The organism is Methanosarcina acetivorans C2A (assembly GCF_000007345.1).
In the GTDB taxonomy this organism is placed as follows: Archaea; Halobacteriota; Methanosarcinia; order Methanosarcinales; family Methanosarcinaceae; genus Methanosarcina; species Methanosarcina acetivorans.
The window spans coordinates 2817316-2836945 of sequence record NC_003552.1; the positions used below are offsets into that span (position 1 = coordinate 2817316).

The 19630-nt window shown below is 42.0% G+C and carries 15 protein-coding genes; 12 read left to right on the forward strand and 3 right to left on the reverse strand.

The window, feature by feature from the left end; translation table 11 throughout:
- Nucleotides 1-589: 589 nt before the first annotated feature.
- The 4 genes from MA_RS11895 (at nt 590) to MA_RS11915 (ending at nt 6804) form a co-directional block, all read left to right on the forward strand.
- Nucleotides 590-1792, forward strand: coding sequence for an aldo/keto reductase (locus tag MA_RS11895; protein WP_011022270.1), 1203 nt, complete (start codon nt 590-592; stop codon nt 1790-1792).
- Between the two features lie 744 nt (nt 1793-2536).
- Nucleotides 2537-3733, forward strand: a complete 1197-nt coding sequence (locus MA_RS11905; RefSeq protein WP_011022271.1) for an aldo/keto reductase — start codon at nt 2537-2539, stop codon at nt 3731-3733.
- A 650-nt stretch (nt 3734-4383) separates the two neighbouring features.
- The gene (locus MA_RS11910) at nt 4384-4611 is read left to right on the forward strand and encodes a hypothetical protein (protein ID WP_157860198.1); all 228 of its coding nucleotides are present in this window, start codon (nt 4384-4386) and stop codon (nt 4609-4611) included.
- 426 nt (nt 4612-5037) lie between these two features.
- Nucleotides 5038-6804 (forward strand): sensor histidine kinase, encoded by a 1767-nt coding sequence (locus MA_RS11915; RefSeq protein ID WP_345939375.1) that lies wholly within the window; start codon nt 5038-5040, stop codon nt 6802-6804.
- A gap of 17 nt (nt 6805-6821) precedes the next feature.
- On the opposite strand, the gene MA_RS11920 is transcribed toward MA_RS11915, so the two are convergent.
- Nucleotides 6822-7388: a flavin reductase family protein gene (locus MA_RS11920; RefSeq protein WP_011022274.1), complete on the reverse strand. Its 567-nt coding sequence runs from the start codon at nt 7386-7388 to the stop codon at nt 6822-6824.
- A gap of 279 nt (nt 7389-7667) precedes the next feature.
- On the opposite strand from MA_RS11920, the gene MA_RS11925 reads away from it, so the two are divergent.
- The 4 genes from MA_RS11925 to MA_RS11940 all read left to right on the forward strand — a co-directional run bounded on the left by MA_RS11925 (nt 7668) and on the right by MA_RS11940 (nt 9783).
- Nucleotides 7668-7835 (forward strand): hypothetical protein, encoded by a 168-nt coding sequence (locus MA_RS11925; protein ID WP_157860199.1) that lies wholly within the window; start codon nt 7668-7670, stop codon nt 7833-7835.
- Nucleotides 7836-8091: 256 nt separating this feature from the next.
- Entirely contained in the window at nt 8092-8610 is a 519-nt protein-coding gene (locus tag MA_RS11930) for an Ig-like domain-containing protein (RefSeq protein ID WP_011022276.1), read from the forward strand.
- 312 nt (nt 8611-8922) lie between these two features.
- Nucleotides 8923-9249, forward strand: a complete 327-nt coding sequence (locus tag MA_RS11935) for a hypothetical protein (protein ID WP_226990864.1) — start codon at nt 8923-8925, stop codon at nt 9247-9249.
- Between the two features lie 21 nt (nt 9250-9270).
- Complete coding sequence (locus MA_RS11940; protein ID WP_011022278.1) at nt 9271-9783, forward strand: Ig-like domain-containing protein; 513 nt, start codon at nt 9271-9273, stop codon at nt 9781-9783.
- A 167-nt stretch (nt 9784-9950) separates the two neighbouring features.
- Here the strand turns inward: MA_RS11940 and MA_RS11945 are convergent, their stop codons facing one another.
- Entirely contained in the window at nt 9951-13805 is a 3855-nt protein-coding gene (locus MA_RS11945; RefSeq protein ID WP_011022279.1) for a hydantoinase B/oxoprolinase family protein, read from the reverse strand.
- A gap of 225 nt (nt 13806-14030) precedes the next feature.
- Between MA_RS11945 and MA_RS11950 the strand changes: the two genes are divergently transcribed.
- From MA_RS11950 to MA_RS11960, 4 genes are all read left to right on the forward strand, one after another.
- Nucleotides 14031-15926: a COR domain-containing protein gene (locus MA_RS11950; RefSeq protein ID WP_011022280.1), complete on the forward strand. Its 1896-nt coding sequence runs from the start codon at nt 14031-14033 to the stop codon at nt 15924-15926.
- The gene (locus MA_RS28610; protein ID WP_011022281.1) at nt 15919-16734 is read left to right on the forward strand and encodes a hypothetical protein; all 816 of its coding nucleotides are present in this window, start codon (nt 15919-15921) and stop codon (nt 16732-16734) included. The genes MA_RS11950 and MA_RS28610 overlap by 8 nt, the downstream gene beginning before the upstream one ends.
- Before the next feature lie 270 nt (nt 16735-17004).
- Nucleotides 17005-17166 (forward strand): hypothetical protein, encoded by a 162-nt coding sequence (locus MA_RS26960; RefSeq protein ID WP_157860200.1) that lies wholly within the window; start codon nt 17005-17007, stop codon nt 17164-17166.
- 108 nt (nt 17167-17274) lie between these two features.
- Nucleotides 17275-18297, forward strand: a complete 1023-nt coding sequence (locus MA_RS11960; protein ID WP_048065359.1) for a hypothetical protein — start codon at nt 17275-17277, stop codon at nt 18295-18297.
- 110 nt (nt 18298-18407) lie between these two features.
- Here the strand turns inward: MA_RS11960 and MA_RS11965 are convergent, their stop codons facing one another.
- Complete coding sequence (locus MA_RS11965) at nt 18408-19520, reverse strand: phosphoserine transaminase (RefSeq protein WP_011022283.1); 1113 nt, start codon at nt 19518-19520, stop codon at nt 18408-18410.
- Nucleotides 19521-19630 lie beyond the last annotated feature (110 nt).

The window sequence follows — 19630 nt, forward strand, 5'->3', positions numbered from 1 at the left end:
CTTTATTTTGAGGTCAAAGGCAGGTTGAGCCGCAGTATCAAAGCAGGCATAGGTGAGGAAGTTTCTATCCGGTGCAGGATCAGAAGGGTGTGGCCAAACTTCATTATGTAGGGCGTGAACAATCCCGAAGAATACCTTTTTGTCGAGCAGTTCCGTTCGTCCCCTTACATCATGAAAGTCATCAGGAAAGAATGATGAAAGAATATATTTTCCTTCATGAGCTTGTCTAGGAAGGGGTCAGCAACGGGGTTCTCAGGGATTACCCTCCGAAATTGATCATGAAACTGTTTTTTCAGGGCACAAAGGCTGTTGTGAGTTTGTTTCTGGACTCAGGTGGTTCTGGACATGAATGAACTCACCGAACAGGGGTTTCAGATTATCTGAAGCGGGCTGGCTAAAAAATGATTTAAGGTATTTTTTTCAACGGCTTCACCGGCCATTGAGTGATTAATTGATCATATTCAGCAGTCAAACAACTTAACAATAATAACAACTCCTCAAAGAAGAGTGAGTGGTCAACCAGATGAGAATAGGACTTACGGATATTCATGGGATAAGAGCATAGAGGAAACTCATAGGAGGAAAAAGAATGCTGTACAGGAAAATGCCAGAGAATGGGGACGAGCTTTCAATACTGGGTTTTGGGTGTATGCGCCTCCCCCTTAAAGAGGATGGCACAATAGATGAGCAAAGGGCCAGAAGCCTGGTGAGGTATGCAATTGACCAGGGGATAAACTATGTTGACACAGCCTGGCCCTATCATATGGGAGAGAGCGAGCCGTTTTTAGGACGCACTCTTGCTGACGGCTATCGGGAAAAAGTCAAACTTGCAACAAAACTCCCATCCTGGCTTGTGGAGAGCCGGGAAGACATGGATAAATTCCTGAATGCCCAGCTGGAGAGACTCAAAACGGATCATATTGATTATTATCTGATCCACGGTCTTGCAGGAAAACTATGGGACAAACTGGAGGCTCTTGATGCGACCGATTTCCTCAATAAGGCAAAAGCTGACGGCCGTATTGTAAATGCAGGTTTCTCGTTCCACGGGCCAGTTGAGGATTTCAAAAGGATTGTTGACGCTTATCCCTGGACTTTCTGCCAGATCCAGTACAATTTCATGGATGAAAAGCACCAGGCAGGAACCGAAGGACTGAAATATGCAGCTTCAAAAGGCCTGGGGATTATTGTTATGGAACCTCTTCTCGGCGGGAATCTGGCTGGTCAAGTACCTGATGAAGTAAAAGAGATCTGGGCCGAATCGCCGGTAAAAAGGACCCCTCCTGAATGGGCTCTTCGCTGGGTGTGGAACCACCCTGAAGTCACGGTTGCACTCTCAGGCATGAATGAGGAGTCCCAGGTCGAGGAAAACCTGAAAATTGCCGGGGAAGCCTATCCGAATTCCTTGACCGAAGACGAGCTTCAGCTTATCAGCAGAGTTGAGAAAAAATACCATGAACTCATGAAAGTCGGCTGTACCGGCTGTGAGTACTGCATGCCCTGCCCTTCAGGAGTTTACATCCCGGAATGCTTTAGAATTTACAATGATCTGCATATGTTCGGGAATGTGGAGGGGGCCAGATTCAAGTATGCGGTTAATATGAGCGGGGTATTTACCAATTCCGATCCCGGGGGATTTGCTTCCCAGTGCACTGAGTGTGGTCAATGTATGGAAAAATGTCCTCAGGGGCTAAAAATCCCTGAGCTGCTCAAAGCAGTGGCGGAGGAGTTGGAAGGGCCTGACCTGGAGCAGAGGATAGCTATGGCTAAAAAACTCTTTAAGAGAGACTGACTGCGAAGGTTAACTGTGGGAAAATCAATACTTTGAAAAGGGGAGGAAACGGAATGCTGTAAGGAAGATGCCAGGGAATGGAGATGAGTTTTCAATACAGGCTTCGAATACATGCATCTTCCTAAAAACACAGATGATATTCTTCGAATAACAGGCACAAATAATGAAAGTAAATGAAATGACTTTCATGCCAAAGAAGACAGGACAATTGATGCAGAATAGCTACCCTCCAGATCCGCTAATCGGTTAGAGTTGCAAGTTTTACTCGAGTGGGATCATTCGATTTTTCTTGCCCGTAAAACCAAATTTACTACTGAGTCGTTCTTGAATAAGGATGAGAAAAAACAGACAAGAAGAAGTAATTTAGATCTTTATCTTTGTTTCATCTGCTATTTCCTTTTGGGAAGGGCCGCCAGACAAGCTGGCGGAGGCGCTTAGATTATCTAAAAATTCAAATGAGATTCTCGGGTCCAATGTGTCCAATGAATGATTCTTTGAATGGAAAACGTTTCTGAATTCAGTTCCTCTTATTGACAGTATAAATTCTCCTGTCACTTTCTTCATTGAAGGCGGGAACTTAATCCTTGCAATGAATAGAACAGAAAAACAAAAAATTTTAGCTTCGGATCTTTTGAGTAATATTAATCCATTAATCCGAAATCACCCATTCCTTATTTTTTCGGGAATCCAGAGTGGAAACCCTTAAAAATCAAAGGAAACAAGTTAAAACCGAAGGTACTGGAAATGCTGTACAGAAAAATACCAGAAAACGGAGACGAGCTTTCGATACTTGGGTTCGGATGCATGCGGCTTCCTCTTAAAGAAGGAAAAATAGATGAAGAAAGGGCCAGAGAGCAGCTGCGCTATGCAATCGGTCACGGGGTAAATTACGTCGACACAGCCTGGCCATACCATATGGGAGAAAGTGAGCCTTTCGTGGGGAGAGCTCTTGCTGACGGTTACCGGGAAAAGGTTAAGCTCGCAACAAAGCTTCCCTCCTGGACCGTGAAAAGTAGGGAAGATATGGACAGGATTCTGAATGTTCAGCTTGAGAGGCTCAGGACGGACCATATAGATTATTACCTTGTGCACGGGCTTGTGGGAGCTCTGTGGGACAAAATGGAAAAGCTCGAAGTTTTGAGTTTTCTTGATAAAGCTAAAGCTGACGGACTCATTGTAAATGCGGGTTTCTCTTTCCACGGGTCAGTTGAGGATTTCAAAAGGATTGTGGACGCCTATCCCTGGACTTTCTGCCAGATCCAATACAATTTCCTGGATGAAAAGAACCAGGCAGGAACCGAAGGGCTGAAATATGCAGCTTCAAAGGGGCTGGGCGTAATTATAATGGAACCTCTGCGTGGGGGGAAGCTGACATATCCTATCCCGCCTGCAGTTCAGGAGATCTGGGACGAAGCTCCGGTAAAGCGAACGCCTGCAGAATGGTCTCTTCGCTGGATCTGGAACCATCCAGAGGTTACGGTTGTGCTTTCAGGCATGAACGAAGAGTTGCATATCGAAGAGAACCTGAAAATTGCTGGGGAAGCCTATCCGAATTCCCTGACCGAAGCTGAACTGCAGCTAGTATCGAAAGTGGAACAGAAGTACAGAGGACTTATGAAAACAGGCTGTACAGGCTGCAGGTACTGCATCCCCTGCTCTTCGGGAGTGGACATCCCGAGCTGTTTTGAAATCTACGATAACTTCTGCCTTTCAGGGAATGAAAAAGAAGCAAAACTCATGTATGCGGCAAAACCCGGAGGGATAATAAGAGGGGATGTCCCGGGTTATGCCTCCCAGTGCGTACAATGCGGGGAATGTGTTGAAAAGTGCCCGCAGCATCTGGATATACCAGCCCTGCTTGAAGCCGTTGAAAAGAAATTTGAAGGAAAAGACTTCAAGGGCTGGAGAGTCATGGCAAAAAAGGCTTTTAGGAAGGAGTAAAGATCAGGGGCGTAACCATAATCTCCTGATCTGAGAATTTTTCTCTACTAATGATTTCTCTACTAATGATTTCTCTACTAATGATTTCTCTACTAATCTCTACTGATGATTTCTCGCTAATTATTTTTCCGTTGACGACCTTTTTTCTGCCTGAATTACTTGAATTGGATTTTGAAACCCAAAGATTTTTTTGTTTAAGTTACCTTAACACCCGGTTATTTTCTGTTTTAAATTCTGCTGTGTGTAATATATCAGTTTTGAATTTTAATAATAGTTGCTCGATGCTGATAAAATACACAGTAAATGTATCTATAGATATAATTTTATCCTTTAAATTTCATATATATTATATAGGAAAGTGGAGAAAACTCACAAAACAAACTTGTTTGTAAAGAGTAGTCAGGAATTAAATAATCTGAATTTTACCAATTTTTAAAAAAGGAGATAAAAATCTTGTTTCTGAGTACGGGATGCTAAAAAAAGTCCGGAAACATCCGCTGGATTAAAAAGAGAATTCCGGTACTGCCTGATAATGAGGGGGTATTATGAGTTATTCAGGTGAAGTTTTTGATGTTAATAGCAGAATAAATTCAAAAAACGCAATAAGGCACAAACTGGAAATTGAATAAGTATTGCTTGAAATTTCCAACATGTTCACAGATCCTGCCATCCTTGAGAGGGACATCAACGTTACCCTTGAAAAGATTTGTATGCTCTGTGGGGCTGGCAGGAGTTACATTTTCCTGCTTCGAGAAAACGGAACCGTCTTCGACAACACACATGAATGGTGTGCTGAAGGGGTGGAGCCTCAGAAAAATAACCTTCAAAATGTTTCCTGCGATGAATGCCCCTGGTGGATGGAAAAACTTTCCAATTGAGGTTTTGCCATTTTTCACATAATCCCTTTATTTCCGCTAATACTTAACAGCGTAGCTTATTTCGTGAAAAATTTACCTCATAACAACTTAAAATCTATTTAATTCGTTATTTTTATCTATAATTAATATTGGAGTAAGAAATAACTCATTAATTTGGAAATAAACTTCTTTTGAACTTTCAAAATATAATAAATATTTATGTTTTTATGTGATTTATTGAAATAAGTTGCAATAAATTCTAATTTTTAAAGTAAATGTAATACTATATCAGTTTTTGAGCTTAATTCGTATTCAAAGGCATTTTGAAGTATTATTTTAGAGGTTTTAAAGGTAATTTTTTGTCAAAATACGTGATTTTGACCTATTTTTTTTATTTTAAAGCATTTTTATCAATTTTGGCAGAACCTCAATTATGAAATAATCCACATCCCTGATGTTCTGGCTCTGCCTCCGGAAGCAGCAGTAGAGAAAGAGGTGCTCGGAAAGCAGGGGATCAAATCTCTGATTGTGTTACCTCTGTATGTAAGTGGAAAGCTTGCAGGCTTCATGGGACTGGACAATGTGGTCAATACCGGGACTTGGGAGAAAGATGACGTGTCCATACTCCGAATAGCTGTAAACCTGATAGGGATGGGAATACAGCGCAAGAGGACTGAAAAAGCAATACACGAAGGGGAAGAAATCTACAGGTCCATGTTTAAGAATGCTGCCAACCTGATTCTTCTGGTTGAAAAAAACGGAAATATTGTTGACTGCAATTCCCGCGTAGGTGAGCTCTTGGGCTACAGGCGGTTCGAACTCTTAGGGCAACCCATAAGAAACCTCATTTTTCCGGATTGCCTTGAAAAAATTAAAAAGTCTTCAGAAGAGGTCGAAAACAGGGGTTTTTCCTTTAACAAAGAGTACAGGATGGTTCGGAAAGACGGGAAAACCGTGGATGTCAACGTCAACTCTTCGGGTTTAAAGGACGAAAACGGGTTCCATGTCCAGACAATTTACATAGTGGAAGACATTACTGAACGCAAAAAAGCAGAAAAGCTGGTAAAGGAGAATGAAAGCCGGTATCGTTCCCTGTTTCAAAATAACCGTGCAGTAATGTTGCTGCTTGATCCTGATACCGGAAATATACTTGATGCAAATTCGGCTGCCTGTGCTTTCTACGGATACCCCAGAGAGAAAATGCTCGGTCTGAACATTGCCGACATTAATATCCTTCCAAAAGAGCAGATCCTGGAAGAACTGGAACAGGAAAAGTCAAGGGATATAAACCACTTCTATTTTACTCACCGCTTATCAAACGGAGTGCTCCGAGATGTTGAAAGATACAGTTATCCTATTTTGATGGGTGGGAAAAAACTCCTGTATGCAATTGTTTCGGATATAACTGATAATAGAAAAATGCAAAGTGAGCTTGTGAGAGCTAAAATGGAAGCTGAAATTGCCAGTAAAGCAAAAAGTGAATTTCTGGCAAGCATGAGCCATGAACTGAGGACACCCTTGAATTCGATTATAGGTTTTTCGGACATGCTGCTCACCCAGAATTTTGGCCCGCTTAATAAAAAGCAGCTGAGATACGTCAACAATATCTCTGTGAGCGGAAATCATCTCCTGAAGCTGATAAACGGTATTCTGGATCTCTCCAAGGTTGAAGCAGGGAAGATGGAACTTAAGGTAGAAGAGTTTTCCGTGCTCGATTCGATCTCTGAAGTTAAGGTTTTATTGACCCCTCTGGCATCAAAGAAAGATATTCAGATCCTGAGCGTGGTCGATAAGGAGCTGACAACCATAAGGGCGGATAGAACAAAGTTCAAGCAGATTTTATACAATCTGGTGGATAATGCTATTAAGTTTACTCACGAAGACGGATTCGTTATTGTTGACGCCAGAGTTGAGGGAGATCAAGCAAAAATTATGGTCAAAGATACAGGGATCGGAATCTCCAAAGCCGGAGTTAAAAAAATCTTTCAGCCGTTTACCCAGCTTGAGAACTCCGAATACGGAAAACAGAAAGGAACAGGCCTCGGCCTTTCTCTTGTCAAGAAATTTGTGGAAATGCACACAGGAAAAATCTGGGTTGAAAGCGAGTTTGGGGAAGGCAGCAAATTCATTTTCACCATACCCCTCAGCCTCACCATACCCCTCAGCCTCACCATACCCCTCAGCCTCACCATACCCCTCAACCCTGCGAATTAGGTAATGGATGGTTTTTCTCAGGGCTTCTTTCCTATCGAAAAGGCTTTTCCCAGGTTACACCCGATACCGTAGTAGCTCCGATTTCCTGTCCCGTATACCACAGGACGGACTTTCTCAATGTCAGGATTTCCTTTTTCATCGAGCACGGCTTCTTCGGCTTTTATGTCCATGATCTCTCCTACAAACAGGGTATGAAGCCCTATCTCAAGGCTGTGGAGAAGCTTACACTCAAGGACAACCGGAAACTCTGCAACATAAGGAGCAGGCACAAGTTCGCTTCTTACCGGGGTAAGACAGGTTGCCTCAAACTTGTCCTCTTCCTTTCCGCTTGCAATGCCGAAATAATCGGTTTCTTTCACATATGCTTCGGAAGGGATGTTTACAGTAAATGCCTTATTTTCCATGATCCCGGCATAACTGTAAGTAGCTTTTCTTAAGGACACGCTGATGCATGGCGGATTCGAACAGCAGATCCCTCCCCAGGCTACAGTCATAGCATTTGGCTTTCCATTCATGTCGTAGGTGCCGACAACCCAGGCAGGCGTCGGAAATGAAAGGGGCTTTGCTCCGATAGATTGTTTCATGGTTTAATCTTCTTTTCGATAATACAAAAAGCTTTTTCGAGCCAGAATGGAGATTTTCGATTTGATTTTTTACAGGTTATTTTTCTATTTACTTTTTATCGATAATAATCAAAAGCAGAAATCTGTTTGTTTAAATAGTTTATTTTGTTATTGTTTATATATAATGCTGATAATATAAACTGGGATAAGTAGCTGTAAAAACAGGCCATTTTGTTGAATTAATAAAAGAACTTGGGGGGTATGAAACTGACAACAAAGCATCTATTTGGGGGTCTTTTAGTGGGGTCCGCCAGTGGAGTTATTGCAGGTCTGATTGCAGGAATTACACTGAAGTATGGTTATGACAAACTCATTCATGAGAAGCAAATACACAAAAAACTCGAGTCAATTTCCATGAAGTCAATTTCCATGAAAAATCTTAAAAGACGTAAATGCCTCATAATATGACCGAAGACATATGCGCCTGAAACAAACAAACTAGCAGAACCATTCTGTTTAAATTCAAAGTAAACCGGGAATTTTCTATCTTACTGAAAGTTGGTAACACTGATTCTTCTATAAACATTGACTTTTCAATCAGGAAATACAGTTACAAATAGTTCTCAAAACAAAATAAAATTAGATTACTATCAGATTGAGGGTAAATCTGAAAATATAAGGGGGTATAGAACTGACAAAGAAACATATACTTGGTGGACTGGTAATGGGGTCAGTCGCGGGGACAGCCGCTGGAATTGTCGGAGGTCTGGTTGCCGGAATTACGCTGAAGTACACTTATGATAAATATATTCAGGAACAGCAAATGCACAAAAAAATCAAATCCCTTCCCAGGAAGGTGTTTAGACGCGGCCCGGCTCCTGTTACGGTGAGGGCTGTTTATCCGGATCACCAGACTTTTTCCCATAACATGAAATCCCCTATCTGGGTCGAATTCGATGCACCTATAGACAGTTCCACAGTTACGAAAGATACGGTAATAGTCAAAAGTTCGGTATCTGATGAGCCTCTGGATGGTTTTCTTGATGCGGGAGGGAGGATTCTTATGTTCCGGCCTCATGGAAAATATCCTGCAGAAAATGGCAAAGCCAAAGTTTCCATTACTTTAATAGGAACCGATACCGGGGCAGGAGCCATCACTGACGTAAAAGGTGTGTCTCTTGACGGAGATAAGGATGGACAAGCCGGGGGAGATTTCGAATACAAGTTCAATATACTTAAGTAATAGAACTTTAAGTAACAGAGCTTTCTCTGATTTTTTTTAAAATTTTTTTCATTTTTTTTATTTCTTTCTTCATTTTTTTTTAGTTTTTTTACTTATTTCTGATTTTTCCATTACTCCGGGAAAAAATAAATCACTATACATCCAGAATTATTATAAAATTTTTAATATGTCTCATAGTTGGCGTTATATATTAGGTGCGATATAGGATAAATAAAGGGATTTTAAGTTCAATTCCTCTCTTTTCCGGAAGATATTAAAATAAGAGGCTCTCCGGTAAGGAATATAAATAAAGGGGGTTCAGGATTGATAAATATGAAAAGATATGGTGAGCTATTGCTTAGCGCATACATCATGAAGAAACTTAAGCCCGGGGGATCTCAAAAGAGTAAAGGGCTAAGTAAATATGGAAAATTAGTTCTCGGGGCATATCTGCTTGAAAAACTCAAGGCAGATACCTCTAAAAAAGAAGCGGTACCGAAAACAGAAGTGAAAGAAGTAAAATTGGATGAAACGGGTAGGGGGTCTTCAAAGATGAAACTCGGTAAAATAGTTATGGGCGTACTGATTGGAGCTGTGGCTATTTACGCTCTTAAAAAATACTCTGCTAAAAAGAATGGACATAAAATCAAAGTCCAGTGAGAAGGGGGGAGGGGAACGATTTTGCATAAAATAAACGGTTGGAGCAAATTTCTGCTGGGGGTAGTTGCAGGGGCGGCAATTGTATATGCTGCTAAAAAATGTCTGTGTAACAGATCCCTTCCAGAGGCTTTCAAATCTCTACCCTTTAACTTCAAACAGGGCCAGGTTCCTCCTAAGGTAAAGTCAATTTATCCTGACAGGCAGACATTTGCTTTCAGGCATGATTCCCCGATCTGGATCGAATTCGATATGCCCATGAATAGTGCAAGTATTACGAAAGAGACTGTAATAGTCAAAAGTTCCGCATCAGAAGAGCCTGTTGAGGGATTACTGGATTCGGGGTCAAGAATCATGATGTTCCGCCCGTATGTGGATTATCCTATGGACGAAACCGGGGCTGAAATAACAATTACCTTGCTTGGAAGCGAAACCGGGTCCGGGTTTATAATGGATGAAAGGGGAATTGCTCTGGACGGCGATGACGACGGAAAAGCCGGAGGAGATTTTGTCTTTACTTACAGACTCATAAAGTGAAAACCTGCTTTCCGAACAACCCCTGTTTTTTAATCCTTTTTCTTTTTTGATTTCTTTTTTGATTTCTTTTTTGATTTCTTTTTTGATTTCTTTTTTGATTTCTTTTTTGATTTCTTTTTTGATTTCTTTTTTACCTTCATATCCTTTTTCTTATCTGTTTGATTCGATTATTTTTCTTTTTTGACCCAACACTTTTTACTGTTGATCACTATTTTTCTGGCTTCCCCGGCTTTTTTGTCACCATACCCCCCACCTCCCGGCGTCTCGATAACGAATACATCTCTGCTTTCTAACTTTAATTCAGCCTGTCCTCCAATCTCGATAATTGTTCCATCCCTGCAAATAAGCGTGTTCTTCCCGCACTCCCCGGGACTGCCCCCATTTAACCCGAAGGGAGGGAGTTTCCTGTGGCTTGAAAGAATGGCGGCATGCATATCCTTAAGGAACCTGAGTTTTCGGACAACCCCATTTCCGCCTCTGAATTTACCTTCTCCTCCGCTTCCCTGCCGGATGGAAAATTCCTCTAACAAAACCGGGAACCTTGTTTCAAGGATTTCAGGGTCGGTGATTCTCGAATTGGTCATGTGAGTATGGACAGCATCAGTCCCTGAAAAACCGGGACCTGCCCCTGCTCCTCCACAGATGGTTTCATAGTACTGGAAGTCCGAATTTCCGAAAGTGAAATTGTTCATGGTTCCCTGGGAAGCCGCCAGCGTGCCAAGGGCTCCGAACAGGGCATCAACAATGTACTGCGAGGTCTCAACATTGCCTGCAACAACTGCTGCAGGATATTCCGGCCTGAGCATGGAACCTTCGGGGATGATAATTTCAAGTGGCCTTAGACAACCCGCATTAAGGGGGATGTCACTTTTTACAAGGGTCCGGAAAGCGTAGAGAACGGCAGCCAGGCAGACCGAGGCAGGGGCATTGAAGTTGTTTGAAAGCTGGGGGGAGGTCCCGGTAAAGTCAATTTTTGCACCCCGGTTCTTGCGGTCAATTGTGACCTTCACTTTAATTTCACTCCCATCATCGAGAGTATAGGTGAATCCTCCATCGGAAAGCCTGTCAATAACTCTTCTTACGGCTTCCTCGGCGTTATCCTGCACATGGTTCATGTAAGCTTCAACGGTTTCAAGGGAGAATTCTTCAACCATCCTGCGCAGTTCCTGGAGCCCTTTTTCATTTGCGGCTACCTGTGCCCGGAGGTCAGCCATATTCTGTTCCGGGTTTCTTGCAGGGTATTTTCCCGAGTTCAACCAGGCTTTCAGCTTTTCTTCGCAGAAAAGACCCTGTTTGACTATTTTCATGCCCTCGCTCAGCACTCCTTCTTCCTCAATGGTCCTGCTGCCCGGAGGTACGGAGCCCGGGCTTATTCCTCCCACATCGGCATGGTGGCCCCGGGAAGCCAGATAAAACAGAATCTTTCCGGAATTGCCAAACATTGGAGTAACAACCGTAATGTCCGGGAGATGGGTACCCCCGTTGTACGGGGAGTTTATCAGGTAGACGTCTCCTGCCTGCATTTCCTGAAATTGTGTCAGGATAAGGGCTTTTACGCACTCCCCCATGGAACCCAGGTGCACGGGGATGTGAGGGGCATTTGCTATAAGGTTGCCGTGCCTGTCGAAAATCGCACAGGAGAAGTCCAGTCTCTCTTTTATGTTTACCGAGTAGGCTGTGTTCTGCAGAGTGTAGCCCATCTGCTCGGCAACGGACATGAACCTGTTATTGAAAATCTCGAGCATTACAGGGTCAACTTCCGTCCCTATGGCGGTATGGGTCGGGAGAGGAATTTTCCGGTGCAGGAGGAGATGGTCTCGTTCCGTAATCTCTCCTTCCCAGCCGGGTTCGATAATAATGGTCGTATTTTTCTCAATTAAAATCGCAGGCCCGCTTATGCAGGCCCCCGGTTTGAGTTCTTCTCTTCGGAAAACGGGAGTCTCATGAAATTCCCCATAGCTGTACATTTGAACTGCCGAGATCGGAGAAAAGGCAGGGTTTGCTTCGGTTTCCAGTACAGGATCAGAGACCCTTTCAGTAATCCCTATGGTCTCCACGGAAACGGCTTCAACGACAATGGATTTTCCCTCTATCACAAAGCCGAAACGTTTTTTGTGGGCTTCTTCAAACCCTCTCCTGAGTGCGTCCTTATCCGCAAAATCCACAACTAACTGAGTATCCGATCCCGCATAACGCATATGGGCCTTAAAGAGGGCAGTAATGCACTCCTTCCGCACTTCCTGTTCAAACATCATAAGGAGGCCTTCTTTTTCAAGCCTGGCAAATACCGTCTTTAATTTATCTATCAGCCCGTCGGAAAGTTCGGCTCCTACGTAACTCTCTTTTATCAGCCTCTGGTCTGCAAGCCCCATCCCGTATGCCGAAAGTACGCCTGCATAAGGGTGGATGAAGATCCTTTTTACCCCTAGGCTGTCTGCAACCCTGCAGGCGTGCTGGGCGCCGGCTCCTCCAAAGCAGCAGAGAGTATATTCTTTTATGTTGTACCCCCGCTGGACCGAGATTCTCTTTATAGCGTTTGCCATATTCTCGACTGCAACCGAAAGAAAACCTTCTGCTACCTGCTCAGGGGTCCGAACACTGCCTCCTCTTGAAATTTCTTTTTTAGAGCCATCCTTTTCAGCGACTTCTTTTTCGGGGAGATCCTTTCCAGAAACTTTATTTTTGGAGACTTCCTTGTCAGATACTTCCTTGTCAGAGACCTCTTTTGCAATCTCTGCAAATTTCCTGCGCACAAGTTCGGAGTCAAGGGGCTGGTCTCCATCGGGTCCAAAAAGGCTCGGGAAAAATTCAGGCTGCAATTTCCCGAGCATGACGTTGCAGTCGGTAACCGTAAGAGGTCCCCCTTTTCGGTACGAAGCCGGTCCAGGGTCCGATCCAGCCGAATCCGGGCCTACCCTGAACCTGCCTCCTTCGTAGTGAAGGATGGAACCCCCGCCTGCAGCCACGGTATGGATGCGCATCATAGGAGAACGCAGACGAACACCTGCAATCTCGGTTTCAAGGCTGCGCTCATATTCCCCGCTGTACTGAGCCACATCCGTGGAAGTCCCCCCCATATCGAAAGTGATGACCTTTTTTGCCCCTGCCAGGAGAGAAGTAGCAACCGCACCTACAATTCCGCCTGCCGGCCCGGAGAGGATGCAGTCCTTGCCCTGAAAAGCGTCTGCATCTATAAGCCCACCGCTGGACTGCATAAACATGAGTCTTGGACTATTTTTTCCCCTGTTTTCTTCTTCAGGACTTTCTTCTTCCGGGATTCCTTCCTTTTCGCCTTCTTTTCCTTCTATTTCTGCCCCTCTTTCTTCCAGAGTTTCCTGGACCATATCAACGTACCTGCGGAGGATCGGAGAAAGATAGGCGTCCACAACAGTCGTTTCCCCCCGGCTCACGAGTTTTATTAACGGGCTCGCCTGATGGGAAAGGGAGACCTGCGTAAAACCTATTTCCCGTGCAAGCCTGCCGAGTTTGAGTTCATGTTCGGGATACCTGTAGGCATGCATAAGGACAATTGCAACTGAGCGAATCCCGGATTTGTAAGCTGCTTCAAGCTCTTTTTTTGCACTTTCGAGGTCCAGAGACACAAGCTCTTTTCCATCTGCTCCGAACCTTCCGGAAACCTCGACGACCCTTTCATAAAGCTGGTCAGGGAGTTCGATTTTCTGAGCAAAAATATCCGGGCGGTTCTGGTACCCTATCCTTAAAGCATCTCCAAACCCCTGCGTTATAGCAAGAACAGTCCGTTCCCCTTTCCGTTCAAGGAGGGCATTTGTGCCAACGGTTGTGCCCATCTTTACGGCTTCGATCAGTTCTGCAGGCAGAGGTGCATCTTTTGGAAGCCCGAGGATCTGGCGTATCCCTTGCATGGCTGCATCTTTATAATGAGCAGGGTCTTCGGAAAGAAGTTTGTGTGTTATCAGTTTTCCATCAGGGCTGCGGGCTACGATATCAGTAAATGTGCCTCCGCGGTCTATCCAGAACTGCCAGCGGGCTTTGGGGGACATGTAGAGAATAATTGTAGAGGTGGTATTAATTTTTAATCAGGAGTTTCAGGTTTTAGCTTGGTTTTCAGAAAATAATAGATTCTTTTTTCAAAATCACATAGAGATAATTGTATCCATATAGAGAGGCTTGAATAAAAAGAAAAAGGTTTTAGCGTTAAAGTGCAAAGGAAAGAAAAAAGTAAAAATTTCTATAAGCTAAGTCAAGTATGCAAATGAGGTGGACAAATGACAAATGAAAGGGTGATGCAGCTTATTAGAGAAGCTTACGAAAAGAACCTTACGACACTTGACTTATCAGAGAACCAGCTGACACAACTGCCATCCGAAATTACAGAACTTAAAAACCTTACAACACTTAACTTATCAGGAAACCAGCTGACACAACTGCCATCGGAAATTGGAGAACTTAAAAGCCTTACATCATTTGACTTATCAGTAAACCAGCTGACACAACTACCACCAGAAATTGGGGAACTTAAAAACCTTACCATATTGAATGTATATCGAAACCAACTGATACAATTGTTACCCGAAATTACAGAACTTAAAAACCTTACAACACTTGACTTATCTTTGAACAAGTTGACACAATTGCCACCCGAAATTGGAGAACTTAACAACCTTAAAACATTGTATTCATCTTCGAACCAGCTGACACAACTGCCACTTGAAATTACAAAACTTAAAAACCTTACAGAACTTTACTTATCTTCTAACTTAATGATACGACTACCACTCGAAATTACAGAACTCAAAAACCTTACAACACTTAACGTATATAGAAACCAGCTGATACAACTACCATCCAAAATTACAGAACTTAAAAATCTTAAAAAACTTGACTTATCTAGGAACCAGCTGGCACAATTGCCACCTGAAATTGCAGAACTTAAAAACCTTACAACACTCGACTTATCCAGGAACCAGCTGGCACAATTGCCACCTGAAATTGCAGAACTTAAAAACCTTACAACACTTGACTTATTTGAGAACCCTTTAATTTCACTTCCTCCAGAAATCGTTTCACAGGGAGTGAAAGCAATTTTCACTTACCTAAAACAATCAAAAACTACTGAAAACAATGAAGCTAAGCTAATAGTGGTTGGTGATGGGAAAGTTGGAAAAACATGTCTCGCTTACAGATTAATTAACGATGAATTTTTGGAAGATGTTCAGATCACCGAAGGAATAAATATATCAAAATGGGAAATTCCTGCTCCTTATTCAGAAAACCGTAAAATCAAGTTAAATATCTGGGATTTTGGAGGACAAGAAATCTATCATTCAACTCACCAGTTTTTTCTGACAAATCGCTCGGTCTATCTCCTTGTATGGAATGCTAGGATCACAAAAGACTACACCAATATTTATTACTGGTTGCACACTCTCGAGGCTTTTGGAGAGGACAGTCCTATAATCCTTGTAATGAGCAAGATGAACGAAAGTGATGATGACCTGAACTTGAAAGATTTGAAAAGCAAGTTCCTTCAAATTGCCGGTTACGTAAAGATTGACAGCAAAGATGGAAAAGGGATCAGCAATTTAAAAGAAATTATCTGTGAAACTGTCTGGAACCTTCCTCTAATGAGAGTGAAATGGGTGGACTCATGGTATGAAGTAAGAAATGAACTGGAAGGGATTGGAGATAATCTAATTTTGTACGATGAATTCTGCGAAATATGTAGATCTAGAGGTTTGGATGCCGAAAATATCGATATATTAGATGGATATTTGCATGATCTTGGGATAATTCTCCACTTTAAAGATAGAATAGGGCTAAAAAATATAGTAATTTTGAAACCGGAGTGGGCGACTGGAGCATTTTACAAAATATTGTCTGCAAAATCTGTTCTCCATAATGAAGGCGTGTTATTACAAAATGAATTAGACCGGATCTGGGACAAAGAAACATATCCATCAGCAGTTCACTCGCAACTAATGGAGTTAATGAATAAATTCGAACTTGCATATGAACTTCCTGACAAGAAAAGATATCTCATTCCCGAACTATTACCCAAAAATGAACCAGATTATGATTGGGACGATGAAGAAAATTTGTACTTCTACTATTCTTACGACTCATTTCTGCCTTCAGGCATAATTACCCGTACGCATGCATGAATCCATTGAGAAAAAAGAAAATGGTATGCCTCTCTGCTGGAGAGAAGGAGCAGTGTTGAAACTCCAAAATTCGCGTGCTCTTGTAAAGATTAAACCTGATGAAAAACAAATCGAAATCATAATAAAAGGTGACAATAAAAGAGGGGCACTCGGCGCAATTTGTAATGAACTTAATCAAATAAACGCTTCTATAAAAAAGATAAGTATCAGTAAACTAATTCCTTGTAACTGTTCAGAAAATTGTCCTGAAAGATACTCATATGAAAAGTTGTTAAAAGCTGAAATGAAAAGAGAAGAAACCATCCAATGCCATGAGAGCTACGAACATATAGCAATTTCACTGTTATTAGATGGTTACAAGAGAAGAGAGGAAAGAGTTAAGAAATTCAATGAAATACACAGCAGAACTACCATAAATTATGGAGAGATTAGTATTTCTAATGATAACATTCACATACATGATATAGTCGGACCAGTGAATGTAAAAGCACGACTGGATCACGTCGAACAAATGGTAATGAGTGCACCTGCTGTTGAGGATGGGAAGAAAAAGGAACTTTCTTCTCTTATTGAAGAACTCAAAGAAGCTCTCGAACCTGCTGCAAATGCAAAATCTGATGATACTGATAGGGTAATTGAAGATGCTGAAAGAGTTGCCAAAGAAATTTCACGAGAAAAGCCAAACAAATCACATCTTTTGTCTATAACTGAGGATCTCAAAGAAACAGCAAAAGCAGTAGAGAATATTGCACCTTTAGCTGTTAAAGTTGCGACGAAAATTGCAGTGTTTGTGACAGGTATGTTTTAACCAAAGACATAGAATGCGCCCAAAAGCTTGGCAGAACCTATAATAAATTTGCCCAATGGCTTGCAATGCCCCAGGTTCCAGACCATTTCTTGGAAAATGATTTTGTTTGATTTCTCATCCTTACCTTAGTTGTTTCACATTTATTTCATAATTTCAACGTATCAAATTTGGATTATTCGTTGTGGCTTTTGCTTGATTTTTAATAGTAACAGACTCGTTTTTAAAAATTATTTCGAGATAATTGTATCCTTGTAGAGGGACTCGAATAAAATGAAAAAGCTTTTGGAGTTAAAGTGTGAAGAAAAAGCAAGAGAATTGAAAATTTCTCTGATAAATTCAGTGTGTAAAAAAGGAAGATCGGTAAAAAATGATAGGGTAATGCAGCTTATCAAAGCGGCTTCTGATAAAAGCTTTACTGGAAATTATCCTTAATTGGATGAAAAACTATCCTGAAATCTGCCAGTAAGTTTCACAGAAGAAGCGAGCATTACACTATCTCAGGGGTGTATAAAACTATAATTTGTGCATTGGAGGTGTGTAATGGCGGAGGATCAGTCAGCTTATGCACGTGCTTTTGAAGAATGGAAAGAAGCCAGGTCAGTTATTTCCAGATTTGATGGATATCTGGATGGATTGCGAAGGTATGGTTTTGTCTTCATCGCTACGTTGTTAGCCGCGAATTCTATTCAGATCTATTTCAATTTCAATAATTTTACTGTACTCTTTTTGTCTGTAATTATTATCATATTTGTCGTTGGTCTCTACCTTCTGGACACATACTATCGAAGAATAATTGAGGCAGCCTCAATTAGAGCAAGAATTCTCGAAACTGTGGTATTACTGGATATCGAGTTAAATGATATTATTTCGGATAAATTCCAGGAAGAGAAGTTGCAGAGTCATATCAAAAATATATATATCGGCTTCATTATAATAGCAATGATAATTGGTGCCGTCGTTATTTTCGCAGATCAAAGCACTTCATCAAGTACCCTGGTAAATTTGAGCACTCAGTCAACTAATTTAGTAAATTCGAGTACCCTATCAGCTACTTCAGCAAATTCGAGTACCCTCTCAAGCACTTCCGGAAATTCAAACACTTTTACCACTACATCAGTAATTTCGGGCACTTCCATAACTTCTTTGATAATCTATATTCTTTTTCTGCTTGCAGCCGGAGCTTCAGGAATCTGTATCATCAATTACTTCTCAAAAAGTTTGGCTCTAAAATTTCCGCGCGGAAAAGAAGACTGGATAATTGATAACTTTTCATGTAACCAGGGAGAAAAAGTAAGAATTACGATCACAAACCTGGCTGATACAGCCATTAATTTCAAAGTTGATTCAGTTGTCTGCGAAATAATGGATAAAAAAGGCATTTTTCATCAGATAAAATCCGAAGCCGACATAACAATTCCTTCAGAGGGTAATTATTCCTGGTTATGGGACACAAGCTCTTTTGAAGGGATTTTTAAAATCTGTCCGCGTGAGACAAAGAATCCATTGAGACGTTCAGTACTTGTTTGTGAGAAAACCGAGCCTCAGACAAACACTAATGAATGAAATTATTCAGGAATAAAACATCCTTTTGCTATCAGCAAAAAAGATTATCGATCTCTCACGAATTCTTCTTTGCTGATAACACAAAGGATTTGATAACAGAAAGGATTTTATTATTTAACCAAATTGTAAGCCCATTCGATCCATTCACAGAGGCATTCTAAATCCTCTTTCTCGACGGTAGCACCGCACCAGATGCGCAAGCCTGAAGGGGCATCCCGGTAAGAACCGATGTCATAAGCAACTTTTTCTTTCTCAAGCGTTTTAATCAGTTCTTTAAGCTTTTCGTCGGATAAATCAACTTTAAAGCAGACACTGGTACTGGACCTTATCTCTTTTGTTTCCGCTAGGAAATGTATCCAGTTGTTTTTAGCAACAAATGCCTCGAAGACCGCCAGATTTTCATTTGTCCTCCGGATAAGTTGTTTGAGCCCTCCGACAGACTCTGCCCATTTTAGTGTTGCCAGCCAATCTTCATTAGCCAGCATGGAGGGGGTGTTAATAGTAGAGCCTGCAAAAATATCCTTATTCAGTTTGCCACCTTTGGTCAGTCGGAAAATCTTGGGCAATGGCCAGGCAGGAGTATAGCTTTCTAAGCGCTGAACAGCCCGCGGAGATAGAATCAGCATCCCGTGTGCACCTTCCCCACCTAAAACCTTCTGCCAGGAGAAGGTAATGACATCCAGTTTATGGTAGGGTATATCCATAGCAAATATAGCAGAGGTGGCATCGCAAAGCGTGACCCCTTCCCGGTCATCGGGAATCCAGTCGGCGTTGGGTACTTTGACTCCGCTGGTAGTCCCATTCCAGACAAAGACGACATCATTCTTGAAATCGACCTTCTTTAAATCTGGTAATTTCCCGTATTCTGCCTCAAAAACTCGGGTATCTTTTAATTTTAACTGTTTAGTGATGTCGGTTGCCCATCCTTTACTGAAAGATTCCCAAACCAGAACATCGACCCCGCGGCACCCCAGCATAGACCACAAGCACATTTCAAAAGCGCCTGTATCGGAAGCCGGTACAATACCTACGAAATAATCATCAGGAAGTCCAAGCATATCTCTTGTTCTTTTAATTGCTTCAGCTAATTTTTCCTTGCCAGGTTTGCTCCGGTGTGACCGGCCAAAAGGTGTATCCTTCAGCTCTTCAACAGAATACCCTGGATGTTTGGCACAGGGTCCAGAAGAAAAACAAGGATTTTTAGGAACTCGTGTTGGTTTCATTTTATCTTTTCCTCTTTTGGTACTGTTATGTTTTCGGGGAAGACGAAGTTTTCCAGTTACAGGCGAACATGTAATTATAGCCATCCCCGAAGACTTAACAGTGTACCTTT

Coding starts and splice junctions, on each gene's coding strand:
- MA_RS11960 (WP_048065359.1), top strand. CDS start 17,275: ATGGCGGAGGATCAGTCAGCTTATGCACGTGCTTTTGAAGAATGGAAA.
- MA_RS11905 (WP_011022271.1), top strand. CDS start 2,537: ATGCTGTACAGAAAAATACCAGAAAACGGAGACGAGCTTTCGATACTT.
- MA_RS11895 (WP_011022270.1), top strand. CDS start 590: ATGCTGTACAGGAAAATGCCAGAGAATGGGGACGAGCTTTCAATACTG.
- MA_RS11950 (WP_011022280.1), top strand. CDS start 14,031: ATGACAAATGAAAGGGTGATGCAGCTTATTAGAGAAGCTTACGAAAAG.
- MA_RS11965 (WP_011022283.1), bottom strand. CDS start 19,520: ATGAAACCAACACGAGTTCCTAAAAATCCTTGTTTTTCTTCTGGACCC.
- MA_RS11945 (WP_011022279.1), bottom strand. CDS start 13,805: ATGTCCCCCAAAGCCCGCTGGCAGTTCTGGATAGACCGCGGAGGCACA.
- MA_RS11910 (WP_157860198.1), top strand. CDS start 4,384: ATGTTCACAGATCCTGCCATCCTTGAGAGGGACATCAACGTTACCCTT.
- MA_RS11935 (WP_226990864.1), top strand. CDS start 8,923: ATGAAAAGATATGGTGAGCTATTGCTTAGCGCATACATCATGAAGAAA.
- MA_RS26960 (WP_157860200.1), top strand. CDS start 17,005: ATGAAAAAGCTTTTGGAGTTAAAGTGTGAAGAAAAAGCAAGAGAATTG.
- MA_RS28610 (WP_011022281.1), top strand. CDS start 15,919: ATGCATGAATCCATTGAGAAAAAAGAAAATGGTATGCCTCTCTGCTGG.
- MA_RS11930 (WP_011022276.1), top strand. CDS start 8,092: ATGGGGTCAGTCGCGGGGACAGCCGCTGGAATTGTCGGAGGTCTGGTT.
- MA_RS11920 (WP_011022274.1), bottom strand. CDS start 7,388: ATGAAACAATCTATCGGAGCAAAGCCCCTTTCATTTCCGACGCCTGCC.